The sequence below is a fragment of the Vallitalea maricola genome, assembly GCF_036985595.1.
GTDB lineage: Bacteria > Bacillota > Clostridia > Lachnospirales > Vallitaleaceae > Vallitalea > Vallitalea maricola.
In genome coordinates, this window is the sequence record NZ_BTPU01000122.1 from 1 (window position 1) to 18,520 (window position 18,520).

An 18,520-nucleotide genomic window follows, 5' to 3' on the forward strand; every position below is an offset into this window, starting at 1 on the left:
ACAAACATTAAAAGGTTTTAGTGGTGTAACAGGTCCATTGGAATTTGGTAAAGATGGTGATGTTAGTAGAAAATATCTAATAGTAGGTATTGAAAATGGCAAATGGGTTTTAAAGAAAGGCTATGACTATTACGACGAACAATAATTTTGCTTAACAGGAGGAATATAAATGTATATTATTCAGCAATTGATGAATGGAATTTGCCAAGGCTCAATATATGCGTTGATGGCTATAGGTTATGCATTGATATTTGGAGTTGTAGGTTTAGTCACCTTTACTTACGGTGAGGTAATAATGCTTGGCTCATTTTCTGCATTTTATTATTTTATTATTTTTGGCGATAATTTGTTATTTGCACTTATATGTGGTTTTATTAGTGCTGCAGTTGTAGGAATTTTAGTGCATAAGGTTTGTTATGAAAGATTTTTAAATGCACCAAGATATATATCCTTGATATGTACAATCGGAATGAGCATGTTTTTGAAGAATTTAGCTATAATTGTATTTGGAAGTACAATGAAAGGATTACCACGATTCTTTGAAGATAAGAATATAGTTTTTATGGAAAAAGTAGTTAATGGAAATATCACTCGAGTAAGTATGACGTATCTCCAACTAATGGTACTATGCACAGTAGTAGTGTTGGCAATTTCATTATCGTTGTTTTTAAATAAAACAAAAATGGGAATGCGGTTAAGAGCAGTTAGTCAAGATAGAAAAGCAGCTGCATTGGTAGGAATAAATGTTAAGAGAACAACTCTTTTAGGAAACTGCATAGGTTGTGGACTTGGCGGCGTAGCTGGAATTTTGCTTGGATTATATTATAACTCTGTTATTCCAACAATGGGTGGGGTTGCAGGCTTAAAAGCATTTTCTAGTGTTGTTATAGGAGGATTATCTAATATTACTGGAGCAGCACTTGGCGGTTTGAGTATAGGAATAATTGAAAATATGGGTATTGCGTTTATACCAAATGGTTCAGGATATCGTGATGTATTTGCTTTTGCCTTTTTAGTGATTGTATTGTCGATTATGCCGGAAGGATTATTTGCGAAGAGAGGTAATAAAGTATGATAGATAAAATAAAAAACTTTTATAATGAACATCACATTTTGGTTTTGAGAATAGGCATAGCATTATTGTTATTTGTTCCACCATTGGTTAAAGCAACTGTTGTGAAATCAAATTATTTCATGGATATTATTGTAAGAATATTATTCTATATTATTTTTGCATCATCTCTAAATGTAATTAATGGATATAGTGGACAATTTAATATTGGTCATGCTGGATTTATGCTTATTGGCTCATATACAGGTGCTTTGCTTTCAACAAAATTAGGATTAAGCTTTTGGTTATGCTTACCTATAGCAGGAATTTTTACAGCATTTATGGGATTACTTGTTGCATTGCCTACATTAAAATTAAAAGGTATTTATCTAGCAATTGTTACAATGGGATTTAGTGAAATTATTAGATTAATTACTCTCAACTGGACTGGATTAACAGGTGGTCCTTTAGGAGTCAAAAATATACCTCAAGTACAATTGTTTGGATTAAAAACAAGTTCGCCTATGGTGTATTATTACATTGCATTAGTTGTCGCTGTACTTTGTTTATATTGTACATATAAAGTTATAAATTCTCGTATAGGAAGAGCTTGGATGAGTATACGTGAGGATTCTTCAGCAGCTCAGTCGCTAGGTGTAGAAATAAGAAAATATAAAGCATTAAATTTCATGTATGGAGCATTTTGGGCAGGTGTTGGAGGAGCTTTGATGGCACCATATTATCGATTTCTTTCCTCGGATATGTTCGTTACAGATGAAGGGTTTAATGTTTTAGCAATGGTTATACTTGGCGGACAGGGAACTCTTGCAGGTCCTGTAGTAGGAGCTGTTATGGTAAATACCATAACAGAAGTGTTTAGATTTGCTTCAGAGTATCGTCTAGTTGTTTATGCAATATTAATTATTATTATGATGTGGTGCAGACCACAAGGTCTAGTAGGAGCATCAAATTCAATACTTGCTGGTGGTCAAAAAAAGAAAACTAAGAAGCACACAAAAGAAAATGACGGCAAAGGAATGGTGGTTTAGATATGAGTGTATTATTAGAAAGTAAAAATGTATCTAAAGCCTTTGGTGGTGTGAAAGCAGTTAATAACATTGATATGAAGATTATGAAAGGTGATATATTTGGTATTATAGGGCCAAATGGTGCTGGTAAAACTACATTCTTCAATGTGTGTTCTGGAGTTATTCCACCATCTAGTGGGCAAGTGTTTTTAAATGGTGAATTAATCACAGGATTGAAACCAGAACAAATTGCTCAAAGAGGAATGGCAAGAACGTTTCAAAATATTAAATTATTTAACTACATGACAGTTCTTGAAAATGTTAAGATTGGATTTCATATGCATACTAAAACCAATATGTTTGATGCAATATTAAATAATAAAAGGTTTAAAACTGATGAAGAAATGGTTACTGAAGAGAGTAAAAAGGTAATTGAAGAAGTAGGGTTAAGTCAATTTATGAATGTACCTGCTGGAAATTTGGCATATGGAATTCAGCGGAAGGTGGAAATAGCTCGAGCATTAGCTCTTAGACCTGAAATATTATTACTTGATGAACCAGCCGCAGGAATGAATCCTAATGAAACATGGGAATTACTAGAGTTTGTTAAAAAGATTAATAAAAAAGGATATACTATTGCTGTCATTGAGCATGATATGAAATTTGTAATGAACTTATGTAAGAAAATTTTAGTTATAAATTTTGGTACTAAGATTTGTGAAGGTGATCCTGCTCATGTAAAGAATGATAGTCAAGTTCAAGAAGCTTATTTTGGTAAAGGAACTACATTGTAAGGAGGGCTACCACGGATGTTATTAACAATTGATGATTTAACTGTGAACTATGGGTATATATCAGCTCTACGTGGAATAAGCATCGACATAAAAGAAAATGAAGTAGTTACACTTATCGGTGGTAATGGAGCAGGCAAATCAACTACACTCATGTCTATATCTAGACTTGTAGACAAAGAGAAGGGAATAATTAAGTTTAATGGTAAAGATATAAGTAATATGAAACCAGCTGATATTGTTGCATTAGGTATAGCTCATGTTCCTGAAGGCCGTAATATATTTCCAAAATTATCTGTAGAAGAAAATTTGTTAATGGGAAGTGTCGTATGTAAAAATCTTAGTAAACAAGAGTTAAATAGACGCCTTGAAGAACAATATCAGTTATTTCCAAAGTTAAAAGAAAGAAGAAAGCAAGCAGGTGGGACATTATCGGGTGGTGAGCAGCAGATGTTAGCCATTAGCAGAGGGCTGATGTCAGACCCTAAACTTATAATGCTGGATGAACCATCACTAGGACTTGCACCAATTATTATTGAAGAAATATTTGAGCTTATTGTAAAACTAAAAAAAACCGGAACGAAAACTATTTTGCTTATTGAGCAAAATGCTATGATGGCTTTAGGAATTGCAGATAGAGGATATGTTTTGCAAAATGGTGAAATTGTCCTTACAGGAAAAGGCTTAGAGCTATTAAAAAATGAAGATGTAAAAAAGGCATATCTTGGAGAATAATATTAAAAGAAAAGGAAGGTACATAAAATGAAAAAAATTATGAATGAGGCAAAAATTAATAATAATGAATTGGTTAATGAGGTTAGAGCAGCAATTGAGCATAGAGCAACATGGATGGGACTCATATGTGAAGAAGCTAAAAAAAATGGATACGATTGGGAAGCAATAGGTAGAGCTGCAATTTCTAAATGTGGACATTTTCATGGTGTGAAATTTAATGAAAAAAGAGAAGATGATAGTGTTGGTGCTTTTGAAAAAGCTTTTTTAACAGATTTAGGGCAGAAACTTTTCGAAATGGAAATCACTCAATCTACTGATGAACAATTAGATGTAACATTCCATTATTGTGCATTAGTCAATGCATGGCAAAAACAAGGAATTGATCAAGAAACAATAATAACATTATGTGATATGGCAATGGATGGAGATCGTGGTATTGCAGCAGAAAATGGTTTGGATTTTGAACTTAGAGAAACCATTGCAAAGGGAGACGGTATTTGCAAATTATGTTTTAAAAAACAGAAATAATAATATATGATATTTAGTGATTCGGTGAAGAAATAAACAATATTTCTTCACGAATTGCTATGTGTTAGAATTTTTAATAACTTATTTGTTAAGGTACTTACAATGTAATGGAGGTAAATATGAAAAAAATATTAAACAACCCTGATGCATTTTGTAGAGAAACATTAGAAGGCATTATACTAGCTCATTCGGATAAACTTAAAGCTCTAGATGAAGACTTAAGGATAATTGTACGAAATGATAAAGTAAAAGAAGGCAAAGTTGGTATTGTTACAGCAGGAGGAAGCGGTCATTTACCTGTATTTCTAGGTTATGTAGGACAATCTATGTTGGATGGATGTGCAGTTGGAAATGTATTTGCTTCACCTTCAGCAAAAAAAATGTATCATATGATTTCTCAGTGCGATAAGGGTAATGGGGTATTGTGTTTATATGGTAACTATGGTGGAGATAACATGAATTTTGATATGGCATGCGAAATGGCAGACATGGAAGATATTAATACAATGCGAATTAGAGTATGTGATGACATTGCATCTGCTCCAAAGGATAAAAAAGAAAAACGCCGTGGTGTTGCTGGAATGGTATTTGCGTGGAAAATTGCTGGTGCTGCTGCAGATAAAATGATGTCTTTAGAAGAAGTTGCAAAAGTTACTAACCATGCTCTTGAAAACATAGGAACGATGGGAGTTGCTTTGTCACCATGTATTGTTCCCCAAGTTGGGAAACCTACATTTTCAATTCAGGACGATGAAATGGAAGTAGGTATGGGTATTCATGGTGAAGTAGGAATTGAAGTTTGTAAAATGCTTACAGCAGATGAAATAGTAAAAATGCTATTAGACAAAATTTGTGAAGATATGGAAATTAAAAGAGATGACGAAGTAGCTGTAATGATTAATGGTTTAGGTGCAACACCGTTGGAAGAATTGTATATTACTTATAGAGCAGCTCATAAATACTTTGAAAAAAGGGGTGTTGCTATATTAACTCCATATATAGGTGAATTTGCAACATCTATGGAAATGGCAGGGATGTCAGTTACTGTAATGAAATTGGATAGTGTTCTAAAAGAATTATTAGAATATCCAGCAAGCACACCTTTTTTTATAAATGCAAATAGATAATATAGATTATGTTAGGAGTAAATATATGGAAAAAATAACGTCATTAAATATTGTTGAAATATATAATAAAATACATGAGACAATGTTGAAAAATAAAGATTATCTTGTGGAATTAGATGCAAAAACAGGTGATGGCGATTTAGGTATAAGTATGTGTCAGGGATTTGCTGGTGTTTGTAAAGAATTAGCAACATTGGATCCAGTTCAATTAGAACCAGCTAAGATAATCATGAAGGCAGCTTTAGCTATCAACGAATACTCTCCTTCGTCATTGGGAACTATTTTATCCATTGCTATGATGAATGGAGCAAAAGCAATAAAAGGAGTAAAGGAAATAGGAGTTGCAGAATGGCTAGATTTTATTGAGGCTGCAATGGAAGGAATTATGAATAAGACAGGATCAAAACGAGGAGAAAAGACTATACTTGATTCTCTTGGTTTTGCTTGTGATTCATTAAACGAGAGTGTAAAAGCTTCTTTGACATTGAGAGAAGCGGCAGAGGCAGCTGCAAACGCAGCTACTGAAGGTATGCTTGCTACTAAGGAAATGATGGCTGTACATGGTAGAGCTGCATATTATCAAGAAAAGACTATAGGAAATATAGATGGAGGAGCAACGGTTGGTATGTTGATTTTTAAAACAATTAATAGCTATTTAGATCAAATAATTTACAATTAATTATAATAATTATTGACATTTAACAAAATAAAAATATAATAGATTATAATTCGCCCGTTATAGCTATAGAGTATAACTTAGGTCATTTCCTAGGCGTACTTTATGAGATCTGTATTGTGAAATACAGATAAACTGGGGTGGTACCACGATGATGCATTTTAAGCACTCGTCCTCGGAAATAATATTTCCGGGAGGCGAGTGCTTTATTTATTTGCTCTGACAAATTTAATAATTGAATATTATCTCCGTGGATAATGTGAAATAGTCACTTTTCATCTAATAAGGCTATAAAATGGCTGGGAATTGATAATAGATGAAAATTAAAACTGATTGAAAGTGGAAAAAGCATCAAAGGTATTGATAGGTTATTTGAGAGAATAGATATTTTGGTTCCTTTTATTATTATAATAAAATTATGAATTATAGATTTGTATAATATTTTATAGATATATTTAATTATTAATGATGAAAAATGAGGTATTATTTTTGTATAATATCTTAAGGAGGTAAATTATGAAAAAAATATTAGTATGTTTATTTACGGTAGTACTTTTAATGAGTTTATTAGGGGGATGTAGTAAAGACACAAAAACATCAGGAGATATAAAAGTTACACCTGACAAAAAATATGAAGATAATAATGAAAAGAAAGCAAAAGAAGAAAAAGTAACAATTAAATGGCTGCATCACTGGGGAGAGGAAGGCGTAAGACAATGGTTGGAAGAACTAGAGAAAACATATGAGGAAGCTCATCCAAATGTTGATATAGAAATTACTGCAGCAGGAGGAGACAACTATTATACATTGTTAAAGACTAAGATTGCTAGTGATGATGCTCCAGATATTTATGATGTGGATTTAATTGCTGACCAAGAATTTATTGATAACAATTATCTAACTGACTTGACTGATGCACCATTCATACCTAATATACAATCAAGTGTTATAGACAGTGTTAAGAAGTTAGGTAATGGAAAAGTATTGGCAATACCTCTAGATGTATGGGGCGCTGTAGTTACTTATAACAAAGATGTTTTTGAAGAAGCAGGAATAACAAAGGTACCAGCCACTAAAAAGGAATTTGAAGAAGCTCTTAGGAAATTAAAAGATATAGGTGTTGACCCAATAGGAGCATCATACCAAGATAGATGGACCCTTGATTGGGAATTGCAAAATGATTATGTTGTCAGCATTTTAGGTAATTATGATGAGGAATGGATTAAGAAAGTTCAAAGCAGGGAGTTGAAATTCCAAGATGACAAAAATGGCTTCAAAGAGGTATTGGAAAGATTAAAGGAAAGATACCAATATGTGAATCGCGATCCTTTTGGAACTGATTGGAATACAGTTCAAGACAAACTTGCAACAGGAAAAATAGGTATGCTTATTAATGGTACATGGACAGTTGGTGGAGTGCAAGCCAAGAATCCAGATGTAAACTTAGGTGTTATGGCTTTACCTATTGTTGATGAACCAGCTGAAAATAAAGTTGTATTAGGTGTTAAGGGTGGTCTTGCTGTACATAATGGTGCTAAAAATAAAGAGGTAGTGTATGATTTCTTTAATCATATATTCTCAAAATCCATGGCTAAAATATATCAAGAGAAAAAAGTGGCTTTATCAACAGTTGAAGGAGTAGAATTAGACCCTGATTCATGTTTCAATACATTAGTTGAATATCAGAACAATGACCAAGTAGTAGATATGTCCTATCTATTATCATCATTCCAAGATGAATTTGGAAATGCATTCATAGACCAGATTTCACTATACTTATTGGAAGATATGACTGAAGACGAATGTATTGAAGCTCTTGATAAAGAGTTTGATAAAATAGCTAAAAGACAATAATGTTTTACACCCCTTGGCATTAGCCGAGGGGTTGATTTCATAATGGAGGAGTTTATATGAATAAAAGAAAGAATATAAAAAGATCATTATTGAAATTTGGCTTTTTAGTTCCAGCAATTTTTTTCTTTGGTATATCAATGTTAATACCTTTTCTTCTTGGAATACAGGTTTCCTTTACTAGCTGGGATGGAATTAGTCAAAAGATGAATTATATAGGTTTACAAAACTATGCAAATATATTTAGCAATTCTGATATATTGCAACCAATTAGAAATACAATATATTTTGCTATTCTTATAACTATTTTCAATAATGCTGTTGCCCTTGGATTAGCATTAATATTGAATAAGAAATTCAAAGGAAATTCCAAATTTAGACTTATATATTTTATACCTACATGTCTAAGTACAGTTCTTGCTTGTTTTGTTTGGAAATTTCTATATAGAGAAGTGTTTTATCAAGTATTTGGTATTAATAGTTTGATTGGTAATATGAAAACTGTAATTCCTGCATTGGTGATTATATCATTGTGGAATGGAGTAGCTATCAATATGCTAATTTATTTATCTGCACTTATCAATGTTCCCAAAAATCTATATGAAGCGGCAAAAGTTGATGGAGCAAATGTATTTCAAAGGTTTAGAAACGTAACTGTGCCATTGATTGGTCCAGCTTTTACAACATGTGTTACATTATCTTTAACATATGGGCTTAGAGAATTTTCAGTACCTATGATAGCCACAGGAGGAGGACCTGCCAGGTCTTCAGAGACAATAGCAATGTATATCTATAAACATTTATTTGAATATAGCAAGGCAGGTTATGGTCAGGCAATATCCATTGTATTTATGGTTTTCTTGCTTATTATTGGGAAAACAGTTTCAACCATATTCAGAAAAAGGGAGGTTGAGATGTAATGAAAAATGAAAAGATAAGTAGACTTGTGGTTTTTGTAATAGCTACAGTAATAGCTGTGTTATTTTTATTTCCATTCTATATATGTATTGTAACTGCTTTTAAAACCCCTATGGAAACAGCTCAAGCTGTATTGGCATTACCAACAAAGCTTCATTGGGAGAATTTTACTAAAGCTCTTGAAATAACTAATTTCAGCAGATCATTTATCAATAGCTTGATTACTACTACAAGCTCAGTTGTTTTTATTGTTATATGCAGTTCTATGTGTGGTTATATCATTGCTAGGAATATTAATAAATTTAAATACAGATTATGTGAAACTATACTTCTAGGTGCGATGATGGTACCATTTCAAGTTATAATGATACCAGTTTATAAGATGTTGAAGCTATCTAATATGATGAATACATTACCAGGGCTAATTATACTTTTGGTGGGTACTAGTATTCCATATTCCACTTTTCTATACATAGGTTTTGTCAAATTAGTTCCTAGAGAGTTGGAAGAAGCTGCTACTATTGATGGTAGTGGAATATATAGGACTTATTGGAATATAGTTTTTCCATTACTTAAGCCTATTACAGCAACAGTAGCCACGCTACATGTTATGTGGATGTGGAATGAATTCAATATTTCTCTTATAGTGCTTCAAAAAGAACATGTGAAAACTATACCTATACAACAATTCTATTTCTTTGGAGAATATACTACTGACTTAAATTTAGCATTTGCTTCTGCTTGTATAGCTATAATACCAATACTTATATTTTTTATCATAGCACAAAAATTCTTGATTAATGGGTTGATGAGTGGAGCAGTTAAAGGCTGATTCATTAGGTATTATTGAATATCTTACCTGAAAAAGATATAATATAATTAAAACTATGTTATGAAAAATGGGGAATAGAGATGAAAAATAGAATCAAGTATTTTTTTCTGAGCTTGAAAATAAAAAAGAAATTCATGCTGGGTATGCTGTTAATAATTCTAATATTATCATCATGTATAGGCAAACTAACTTTTAATGTATCAAAAGAATTGATAAAAAGAAATACTATAGAATTAACTACTGAACTTCTTAATCAATATGCTGAAAATATATATAATAAAACTGAAGCTTTGAGAGAAACTGCATTTCAAGCTAGTAAGGAATTTGTTAAGAATAATTCTCTAGACAATAATATGTATATAAGAGATATAGAAGTTCTGATAAATAGAAGGCTCAACGATATGGTCAGTCAATACCGGTCATCTTCTAACGATTACATTGAAGCAGTCTGTGTTACAGGTAATGATGGTTATTTTTACTGGGGTCATAAAGATAATGTTAATAAATATTACATAGATAATGATTATATTAGAAAGACTATTTTACTTCTTAACAACCAAGAAGAAAGTTCTTTTTGGATGCCAACAGAAAATAATGAAACAATAATATTTGTATCTAAAATGGTTTCTCCAGAGACACTTATATCACATGGATATATTATTCTATTCATAAATAAAGACTATTTTCTAACATTAGATAATAAAACATCTAGTATTAGTAATGACCAAATTGCCATTATTAAAGAAAATAACGAAGTATTGATAAAGGATAATATACTGGGAAAAGAAGAAATTCTACAGGACATCAACTCTAGAACGGAAAGAATTTTTTCAATAGAGGATAATGGTGTGAAGTACTCTGCTGTCAGTACTAGAATGCAAAATAAGAACTGGAAAGTCATATCAATCATATCAGAAAAGAAAATATTAAGTAACATTAATCATTTAAGAACAATAATTACTTTAGTATGCATTGTAATATCAATGTTGGCATTAATTATTGCATATATTATTGCTGAAGGAGTAACCAAAAACATAAGGTTATTGGAGAAAAACATGCAAAAAGTTGAAGATGGTAATTTTAATGTTAGAGTCAAACCAAGTACATATGATGAAGTGGGTTTACTTTCTCTAAGATTCAATTATATGATGAAAAAAATCAATGAACTTATAAATACAGTTTATGTTGAAAGAATTAAAAAACAGGAAGCAGAATTTGAGGTGTTGAAAGCTCAGATTAACCCTCATTTTCTTTACAATACATTAGGTAGTGTAAAATGGTTATCTAGAATGCAAGGTGAGAAAAAAATAGAAGATATGGTAGACTCACTTATCTACATATTAAGAGTATCCATCAAAGGTGATAAATATATTACAATCAATGATGAATTATTATATATCAATAAGTACATTGATCTGCAAAAGATTCGTTTTGAAGACAGATTCAGGATGGTATATAATATTGACAAAGATATAATGAATTGTTATGTATTACAATTCATTCTGCAACCTATAGTTGAGAACGCTATTTATCATGGGCTAGAGATATCAAAAGGTAATGGGATTATTACTATAAATGGTTATAAAAAAGATGAATCAATAATTCTAGAGGTCATTGATAATGGAGTAGGTATGACAGAAGAACAGTATAATAAAATCATCAGTAATGATAATACCAAGTACTCTGGATTGAATAGTATAGGGATAGCTAATGTAAATAAAAGGATTAAAATGTATTTTGGTATTTCTAATGGTATTACAATAAAAAGTGAATTAGGTAAAGGTACAACAGTATCAATTACATTGCCATATATTAAAAACAGATATGATTTAGATGATTAGTTGTGGGGGACTATTATGTTAAATGTTATGATTGTTGAAGATGATGTAATGTATCGGTATGCATTAAAAACAGTTATTGATTGGGAACAGTATGGATTTACTATCATGGATGAAGCTATTAACGGTAAGGATGCTATCAATAAGTTAGGTGTCAATAAACCAGATATACTTATTACGGATATAAGTATGCCCGAACTTAATGGTATTTCTCTAATTAAATATGTCAAAGATAATTATCCAGACATTAAGATACTTGTTATAAGCTCTTATGATGATTATAAGTTTGTTAGAGATGCATTGCTCCTTGGAGCTTTGGATTATATTTTGAAGTATGAACTAGAAAAGGAGAAATTAGTTAATCTACTTGATAATATTAAAAAAGATATTGAAATAGATAGACACACAAAAATTACTATTAAAGAAAATCAATTAATTAATGATATCATAACAGGAAATGAAATAAGAGACATAAAAGAAAGATTGAAAGAGATAAAGAAAGGTTTTTACCCTGGAGTGGTAATGAATGTTAAGTTCAAGGAATTAGCATCAAGCAAAGAACAGGATAATAATTTATTGTTTCATAATATTTTAGATGGTAAGGAATCAAAATACATTCTAGGAATTAATGAAAATAAATGCTGTATTATATTAGATATAAGAGATGTAAAAAGCGAATTTAAGATTCATACTTATTTGCAAGAGTTAAGTAAATATATTATTGAAGAATTGCGTGAACATAATATATTAAATTGTCAAATAGGAATCAGTGATATTTTTAATGATATCAATAGATACGAGGTTTATTTTAAACAAGCAGTAATATCATTGGAGTATAGTTTTTATGAAAAGAATAAGAAAGTTTTCTTTTATTCCAATGACATTCTTGCAAATAAGAATCAAAAACTAGATATTCTATTAAATCATTTGAAAGAAAATACTATCAGTGGAGATATTGAGAAGGTAAGAAAAGCCATAAATAATATATTTGGCTCTATATGTAAATATAAGTTATCTAAAAGAGAATTGAAAAAAGTATTATTGGATTTATATATCATGTACAATAATATATCCAAAGAATTACAGCAAGAAACTAATGATAAATTAGGAGTAATGGAAGTCCTATTAAACGACCAGATTAATGATGTAAGGATATTAGAAGAGAAATATTTACATAGTTATAGTCATTTATGTAAAACAGTGCAAAATAAACAATATTGTATGGGAATTCAAAGAATCGTCAATTACATAGAAAAAAATTATACATCATCTAATTTAACTGTGGATAAAATAGCTCATATGCATGATATAACACCTAATTACTTATCTCTTATTTTTAAAAAAGAAACAGGTGTAAAGATTACTGACTATATCAATAATCTTAAAATAAAAGAGGCTAAGAGATTACTTAGAAGTAGTAATAAGAAAGTATATGAGATAGCATATGATGTAGGCTTCAACAATGTTACTTATTTTTGTACCATATTTAAAAGAAAATGTGGTTTAACTGTAAAAGAATATATGAGTCAAGATAGGAAAATGACTATATAAATGTTTTAAGGAGGTCTGATTTACTTGATGGTACGCAAAAAAATGAACATAAATTATGGATGGAAATTTTATAAGGGAGATGAACCAAAGGCATCATATAGAGGTTTTGATGATAGTGAATGGAAAGATGTTACGGTTCCACATGATTGGTCAGTTGAATATGATTTTGATAAATCTTACGCAAGTTCAACTGGTTATCTATGCGGTGGCATAGGATGGTATCGTAAGTCCTTTAATTTCCCTTTTGATATAACTGATAAAAGAGTCTATATTACCTTTGAAGGTATATATAATAATTCCAGGATATGGTGCAACTCTAATCATCTAGGTAATCGTCCTAATGGGTATAGTACTTTTACAATGGACATTACAGACTTTGTTGAGAATAAAAATAATATCATTTCTGTAAAGGTTGAGCATTCTGACTTAGCTGATTCAAGATGGTTTACGGGTTCAGGAATTTATAGGAATGTGTATTTGACTATTACAGATAATATACATTTTGATATGGATGGTGTATATGTTAAGACACCTATTATAAATACATCTGAAGCTATTGTAGAAGCTGATATAGCAATATTGAATAATAAGGTTAAGGATACTAAGATTCTTCTAAAAACTACTATTATCAATAGTGAATCTAAAGAAGTTATAGAAGAAAGCTTATCCGCTATAGGAGATAGTAAAACTATTAAGAATATTCATATAAGAGTCAATAATCCTATACTATGGTCTACCTACAATCCTTTTCTTTATAAGTTGCATTCAGAGATTATATTAGATGGAAATGTTATTGATGATATTGATATTGATTTTGGAATAAGGGACTTTAGATTTGATAGTAGTAATGGATTTTATTTAAATGATGAAAACATTAAATTAAAAGGTGTTTGCTTGCATCATGATGCAGGGTGTCTTGGTGCTGCTACAACTGAAGTAATATGGAAAAGACGATTGAAAAAACTTAAAAAGATGGGTTGTAATGCAATTAGAACAAGTCATAATCCAGTAGCTCCATTTTTCTTAGAGCTATGCGATAAAATGGGATTCTTGGTAATAGAAGAGGCTTTTGACGAATGGGAAGGTATTAAAAATAAATGGTGGCAAGGTCATAATGTATATCCACCAAAACATTTTGGATATGGTAAGGATTTTCCTGTATGGAGTGAAACGGATATAAAATCCATGATATTGAGAGATAGAAATCATCCTAGTATCATTATGTGGAGTATAGGTAATGAAATTGATTATCCCAATGATCCATATTGTCATCCATATTTTAAGATGATGGAAGGTAACAATGATTCCAATAAACCTAAAGAAGAAATGCAATATGACCCTAATAAACCAAAAGCCAATAGACTTAAATCTATATCAAAAAGACTATGTAGATATGTAAAAGAATGTGATACAACACGTCCTGTTACAGCTGCACTTGCTTTTCCAGAATTATCTAACCTAGTTGGTTATTCGGAGCAGTTAGATGTAGTAGGTTACAATTATAAAGAAAATTTATATGATGAACATCATAAAGGATATCCAGATAGAGTTCTGTATGGAAGCGAGAATAGTAAAAATACTAAACAATGGATGATTGTAGAAAATAATGATTTCATATGTGGACAATTTCTATGGACTGGAGTAGATTATCTTGGAGAAGCTCTAGGCTGGCCTATTAGGGTATCATCAACAGGTTTTCTTGATACTGCTGGATTTGAAAAAAGTAATTATTACCAAAGAATGAGTTTATGGAGTGATGAACCCGTTTTACATATAACAACAATGAAATCAACAGATTTCAAACAAGAAAAACTTGAAGATTTGTCAGGTGACAATGAACAATGGAACTGGAATCTCCATGAAAAAATACAAGTAATATGTACTACTAATTGTAGAACAGTTGAACTTTTTTTGAATGACATTTCATTAGGAGTAAAAAACTTAGAAGATTACCCTAATCATTGTATAGATTGGGAAGTTGAATATAAGCCTGGTGTATTGGAAGCTGTTGGTAAAACCATTGATGGAAAGCAGTATAGCACTAAATTAAAAACAGTATCTTCACCAAAGAAAATTAAAATGAATCCACTTAGCACCATATTAAATGCAGATGGTCAAGATATCTCTCAGATTGAAATTTGTATTCATGATAAAGACAATAATGTAGTGTCATACTTAGACAATGAAATAACCCTTGATATTGATGGAGAATGTGAATTCCTTGGGATGGAAAATGGATGTTGTGATGATTTAACTCCTTATAGAAGTAAAACAAGAAAAACTAATAATGGACAATTGATTGCTTATATAAGAGCATGCAGAACACCTGGCAAAATATATGTTACAGCTTTATCAGAAGGTATTGAGTCTGATAATATTGAAATCCAAGTAAAATAAATCATAGAATAATTAAATAAATAGTAGAATAGTTAAATTTATCATCTCTTCTCTGATGTTATAATTATTATGTTATTATACAATTCAACTACTATTAATTTTTTATCAAGGTATTTAATGGTTAGTTGAAAATAGCTATAAAGGAGAAGAGGGATGTTATTATTTAACCGCAAAAACAAAATATTTTTTACGTTTATGTTAATTGCTTTTCTACTATTTGCAAATTCTAGCAAAGTAACTTATGCAAAGGAAGACAATGTTATCGTAATTGATCCTTTTGGTGAGAGACAAACTTTTGAAGGTTGGGGTACAACCTTATGCTGGTGGGCTAACATAATTGGGGGTTGGTCAGAAGAAAATGTTGACAAGGTTATGGATTTGCTCTATTCACCAACAGAGGGGTTAGGTTTTACTGTAGCAAGGTATAATATCGGAGGTGGTGACAATCCTACTCATTCACATATGAGGATTGGTGGAGATGTACCTGGATATTTACCAATAGAAGGTGGTAGCTATGATTGGACCAAAGATGCAAATCAACGTAAGATTCTTGATGAAGCTATGGAAAGAGGTGCTGATATATTAGAAGCTTTTTCCAATAGTCCACCCTATTGGATGACTTATAGCGGCTGTTCAGCAGGAAATACTTTTCCTTGGGATGATAACCTGAAAGAAGATTATTTTGATGATTTTGCTGATTATTTAACTGAGGTAGTTAAACATTTCAGGGATGAATGGGGTATTACTTTTAGGACTTTATCACCAATTAATGAACCATCCACTGGTTTGGGATGGAAAGCTTTTAATAATCAAGAAGGCTGTGATTGGTCTAAGGAAAGTCAAGAAAAGATCTATAGAGAGCTGTACAATAGTTTAGTCCAAAAAGGGCTTATCAATCAAATTAAGATATCAGGTAATGAAGAGACTAATCTTGATTGGACTCTTAACATGGAAGATTATTCTCAGGATGTCATAGATAGTATATGGCAGATTAATACTCATTCTTATCATGGAACTAAAAGACCTGAAGTTAAAAGTCTAGCTAGATTCATGAATAAAAAAATATGGATGTCAGAAACAGACAGTTCACCTACATTACCACTTAGCGGTGGCGCTCATGATCATCACGGTGAGCATGCAATGGAAGAAGCTATGTGGTTAGCAGAAAAAATATATTATGATGTTTATGATATAGGAGCAGAAGCTTGGGTATTCTGGCAAGCTGTTGAAGATGAGACAGGAGCCGTAGATGGTGACCATAGTTTTGGACTGATTCATACACCATTCAATCAAGATAATGATAATTACATATTAACTAAAAAATATTATACAATGGCCCAATACAGTAAATTCATTCGTCCAGGATATAAAATAATATATAATGGTATTTCAAAAACATTAGCAGCCTATGGGGAAAATGATAACAAATTAGTTCTTGTGGCTTATAATGATACAAACAATTCAAAAACATACAGATATGATTTATCAAGGTTTGATACTTTGGGTGATACTCAAGCTTATAGAACAAGTATTAACGAGGATCTTCAACAGATTGAAGACTTAGCTATAACTGAAGATATCTTAGAAATATCATTACCAGCTAAATCAGTTACTACTATGGTCGTTGATGCTGACTATCATAATAATGATAATATAATGTACTATGTTGATTGTGGCAATGTAGAACATAGTAATTCTTTTTCTAATGTTGAATCTAATAATAATCTAAGAAATAGTGTACCTGACCAAGCTTATGGAATAGATACTATAAGCAATTATTTTTGGGGTTATGAAACAGATGGAGGAACAACTGCAGTGCCTCGTAAAGATGATATGTTCTTTAGTCTAAGAACAGATGAAAGCTTATTAGGCGGCAGGGGAATCACATACAAATTTGAGGTACCAAATGGTTTTTATAATATTGACCTTGGTTTTAGAGACCCTTGGTCTCACTCTTATCGTCAAATGGATATTACAATTGAGGGGGATTTGAAGACCTGGAGATATGTACCACCTCGTTGGGAAGAAATAAAGAGTTATAAGGGTATTCAAGTTAATGATGGGATATTAACAATAGAGATAGATAGGTGTAAGCATATTATTGATAATAATGCAGATGCAATGATTAGTTTTATACGAGTAGATAGATGTGCAGAGTAATATTTTATCAACTATTATTCAAATTTTGACAGACTATCAAAAAGAATATATTTAAATACAAAAAAATATAGGTATGTATATATAAAATGATTCATTATATTATTGACATAAATTATCCAAGGGAGTATATTGAAGTTAAAATTATTAATAACTTATATAACATGGAGGTAAAATTTATGAAAGTACAATTTTTGGGAACAGCGGCTGCTGAAGGCATACCTGCATTATTTTGTAATTGTCCAATATGTATGGAATCCAAAAAACTTGGAGGAAAGAATATTAGAAAACGTTCAAGTATCATTATTGATGATAAGATAGTTATTGATTTCACTAATGATGTAATGCATCATGTTCATACCTATGGGATAGACTATTCTAGATTAGAATATTTGTTGATTACACATTCTCATAGTGACCATTTCAATTATTATGATCTAGAATTCAAATTACCAGGTTATAGAAATGAGGGTAATCCAAAATTGAATATCTATGCTAATCAAACATGTTTAGATATATTAGACCAGTTTGAGGATTTCTCAGGTGATATTAATGAACATTTTACACTTAATAGAGCTGAGCCATTCAAAACATTCTTTATCGAAGATTATAAGATAACACCATTAACTGCTAAACATAGGACTATGTATAAGGAAGAAGGGTGTCTAATATACATAATTGAACATGAAGGTAAAAGGATGTTGTACGGGTTGGATTCAGGGTATTATTTTGATAATGTTATTGAGCATATAACTAAACTTTATTTCGACTTAGTTATTTTAGATTGTACATGTGGTTTTGGTGAAACCAATGAAAATTCGACTCATATGTGTTTAACAGATAATGAAAAGATTGTACATATATTAAGTGAAAATAATGCAATAGATGAAAAAAGTACAGTTATATCTCAACATTTTTCACATAATGGACTTGTTATTTATGATAGAGACAAAGGCACATTTAAAAATAAAGGTTTGATAATGGCTTATGATGGAATGAAAGTAGAAGTTTAATATTAGCTATAAAATAAGAATAAAAAT

15 protein-coding genes are annotated in these 18,520 nt (G+C 30.9%); all 15 read left to right on the plus strand.

The features are described 5' to 3' along the window. Positions 1-169: 169 nt before the first annotated feature. Entirely contained in the window at positions 170-1,075 is a 906-nt protein-coding gene (locus AACQ14_RS23310) for a branched-chain amino acid ABC transporter permease (RefSeq protein ID WP_339365947.1), read from the plus strand. Further along, positions 1,072-2,100, plus strand: coding sequence for a branched-chain amino acid ABC transporter permease (locus AACQ14_RS23315; protein WP_339365948.1), 1,029 nt, complete (start codon positions 1,072-1,074; stop codon positions 2,098-2,100). The genes AACQ14_RS23310 and AACQ14_RS23315 overlap by 4 nt, the downstream gene beginning before the upstream one ends. Positions 2,101-2,102: 2 nt before the next feature. Continuing rightward, positions 2,103-2,873, plus strand: a complete 771-nt coding sequence (locus AACQ14_RS23320) for an ABC transporter ATP-binding protein (RefSeq protein ID WP_339365949.1) — start codon at positions 2,103-2,105, stop codon at positions 2,871-2,873. 15 nt (positions 2,874-2,888) lie between these two features. Continuing rightward, positions 2,889-3,605 (plus strand): ABC transporter ATP-binding protein, encoded by a 717-nt coding sequence (locus AACQ14_RS23325; protein WP_339365950.1) that lies wholly within the window; start codon positions 2,889-2,891, stop codon positions 3,603-3,605. Positions 3,606-3,632: 27 nt separating this feature from the next. Beyond that, positions 3,633-4,133 (plus strand): L-2-amino-thiazoline-4-carboxylic acid hydrolase, encoded by a 501-nt coding sequence (locus tag AACQ14_RS23330; protein WP_339365951.1) that lies wholly within the window; start codon positions 3,633-3,635, stop codon positions 4,131-4,133. Between the two features lie 119 nt (positions 4,134-4,252). Continuing rightward, positions 4,253-5,260, plus strand: coding sequence for a dihydroxyacetone kinase subunit DhaK (locus tag AACQ14_RS23335; protein ID WP_339365952.1), 1,008 nt, complete (start codon positions 4,253-4,255; stop codon positions 5,258-5,260). Between the two features lie 25 nt (positions 5,261-5,285). Continuing rightward, on the plus strand, positions 5,286-5,939 hold the full coding sequence (locus AACQ14_RS23340) for a dihydroxyacetone kinase subunit L (protein WP_339365953.1): 654 nt from the start codon (positions 5,286-5,288) through the stop codon (positions 5,937-5,939). A gap of 513 nt (positions 5,940-6,452) precedes the next feature. Further along, a complete protein-coding gene (locus tag AACQ14_RS23345) occupies positions 6,453-7,790 on the plus strand; it encodes an ABC transporter substrate-binding protein (protein ID WP_339365954.1) in 1,338 nt (445 codons plus the stop codon). Positions 7,791-7,846: 56 nt separating this feature from the next. Next, on the plus strand, positions 7,847-8,707 hold the full coding sequence (locus AACQ14_RS23350; RefSeq protein ID WP_339365955.1) for a carbohydrate ABC transporter permease: 861 nt from the start codon (positions 7,847-7,849) through the stop codon (positions 8,705-8,707). Next, positions 8,707-9,537 carry a carbohydrate ABC transporter permease gene (locus tag AACQ14_RS23355; protein WP_339365956.1) on the plus strand — a complete coding sequence of 277 codons (831 nt, stop codon included), beginning with the start codon at positions 8,707-8,709 and terminating at the stop codon, positions 9,535-9,537. Before AACQ14_RS23350 ends, AACQ14_RS23355 begins: the two co-directional genes overlap by 1 nt. Before the next feature lie 80 nt (positions 9,538-9,617). After that, positions 9,618-11,378 carry a sensor histidine kinase gene (locus AACQ14_RS23360; RefSeq protein ID WP_339365957.1) on the plus strand — a complete coding sequence of 587 codons (1,761 nt, stop codon included), beginning with the start codon at positions 9,618-9,620 and terminating at the stop codon, positions 11,376-11,378. 15 nt (positions 11,379-11,393) lie between these two features. Beyond that, the gene (locus tag AACQ14_RS23365; protein ID WP_339365958.1) at positions 11,394-12,926 is read left to right on the plus strand and encodes a response regulator transcription factor; all 1,533 of its coding nucleotides are present in this window, start codon (positions 11,394-11,396) and stop codon (positions 12,924-12,926) included. Positions 12,927-12,953: 27 nt separating this feature from the next. After that, positions 12,954-15,323, plus strand: coding sequence for a glycoside hydrolase family 2 TIM barrel-domain containing protein (locus tag AACQ14_RS23370; protein WP_339365959.1), 2,370 nt, complete (start codon positions 12,954-12,956; stop codon positions 15,321-15,323). Positions 15,324-15,476: 153 nt separating this feature from the next. Further along, a complete protein-coding gene (locus AACQ14_RS23375) occupies positions 15,477-17,483 on the plus strand; it encodes a glycoside hydrolase family 30 protein (protein WP_339365960.1) in 2,007 nt (668 codons plus the stop codon). 176 nt (positions 17,484-17,659) lie between these two features. After that, positions 17,660-18,493, plus strand: coding sequence for an MBL fold metallo-hydrolase (locus tag AACQ14_RS23380; protein WP_339365961.1), 834 nt, complete (start codon positions 17,660-17,662; stop codon positions 18,491-18,493). The last annotated feature ends 27 nt before the right edge of the window (positions 18,494-18,520 follow it).

Coding starts and splice junctions, on each gene's coding strand:
- AACQ14_RS23310 (WP_339365947.1), top strand. CDS start 170: ATGTATATTATTCAGCAATTGATGAATGGAATTTGCCAAGGCTCAATA.
- AACQ14_RS23315 (WP_339365948.1), top strand. CDS start 1,072: ATGATAGATAAAATAAAAAACTTTTATAATGAACATCACATTTTGGTT.
- AACQ14_RS23320 (WP_339365949.1), top strand. CDS start 2,103: ATGAGTGTATTATTAGAAAGTAAAAATGTATCTAAAGCCTTTGGTGGT.
- AACQ14_RS23325 (WP_339365950.1), top strand. CDS start 2,889: ATGTTATTAACAATTGATGATTTAACTGTGAACTATGGGTATATATCA.
- AACQ14_RS23330 (WP_339365951.1), top strand. CDS start 3,633: ATGAAAAAAATTATGAATGAGGCAAAAATTAATAATAATGAATTGGTT.
- AACQ14_RS23335 (WP_339365952.1), top strand. CDS start 4,253: ATGAAAAAAATATTAAACAACCCTGATGCATTTTGTAGAGAAACATTA.
- AACQ14_RS23340 (WP_339365953.1), top strand. CDS start 5,286: ATGGAAAAAATAACGTCATTAAATATTGTTGAAATATATAATAAAATA.
- AACQ14_RS23345 (WP_339365954.1), top strand. CDS start 6,453: ATGAAAAAAATATTAGTATGTTTATTTACGGTAGTACTTTTAATGAGT.
- AACQ14_RS23350 (WP_339365955.1), top strand. CDS start 7,847: ATGAATAAAAGAAAGAATATAAAAAGATCATTATTGAAATTTGGCTTT.
- AACQ14_RS23355 (WP_339365956.1), top strand. CDS start 8,707: ATGAAAAATGAAAAGATAAGTAGACTTGTGGTTTTTGTAATAGCTACA.
- AACQ14_RS23360 (WP_339365957.1), top strand. CDS start 9,618: ATGAAAAATAGAATCAAGTATTTTTTTCTGAGCTTGAAAATAAAAAAG.
- AACQ14_RS23365 (WP_339365958.1), top strand. CDS start 11,394: ATGTTAAATGTTATGATTGTTGAAGATGATGTAATGTATCGGTATGCA.
- AACQ14_RS23370 (WP_339365959.1), top strand. CDS start 12,954: ATGGTACGCAAAAAAATGAACATAAATTATGGATGGAAATTTTATAAG.
- AACQ14_RS23375 (WP_339365960.1), top strand. CDS start 15,477: ATGTTATTATTTAACCGCAAAAACAAAATATTTTTTACGTTTATGTTA.
- AACQ14_RS23380 (WP_339365961.1), top strand. CDS start 17,660: ATGAAAGTACAATTTTTGGGAACAGCGGCTGCTGAAGGCATACCTGCA.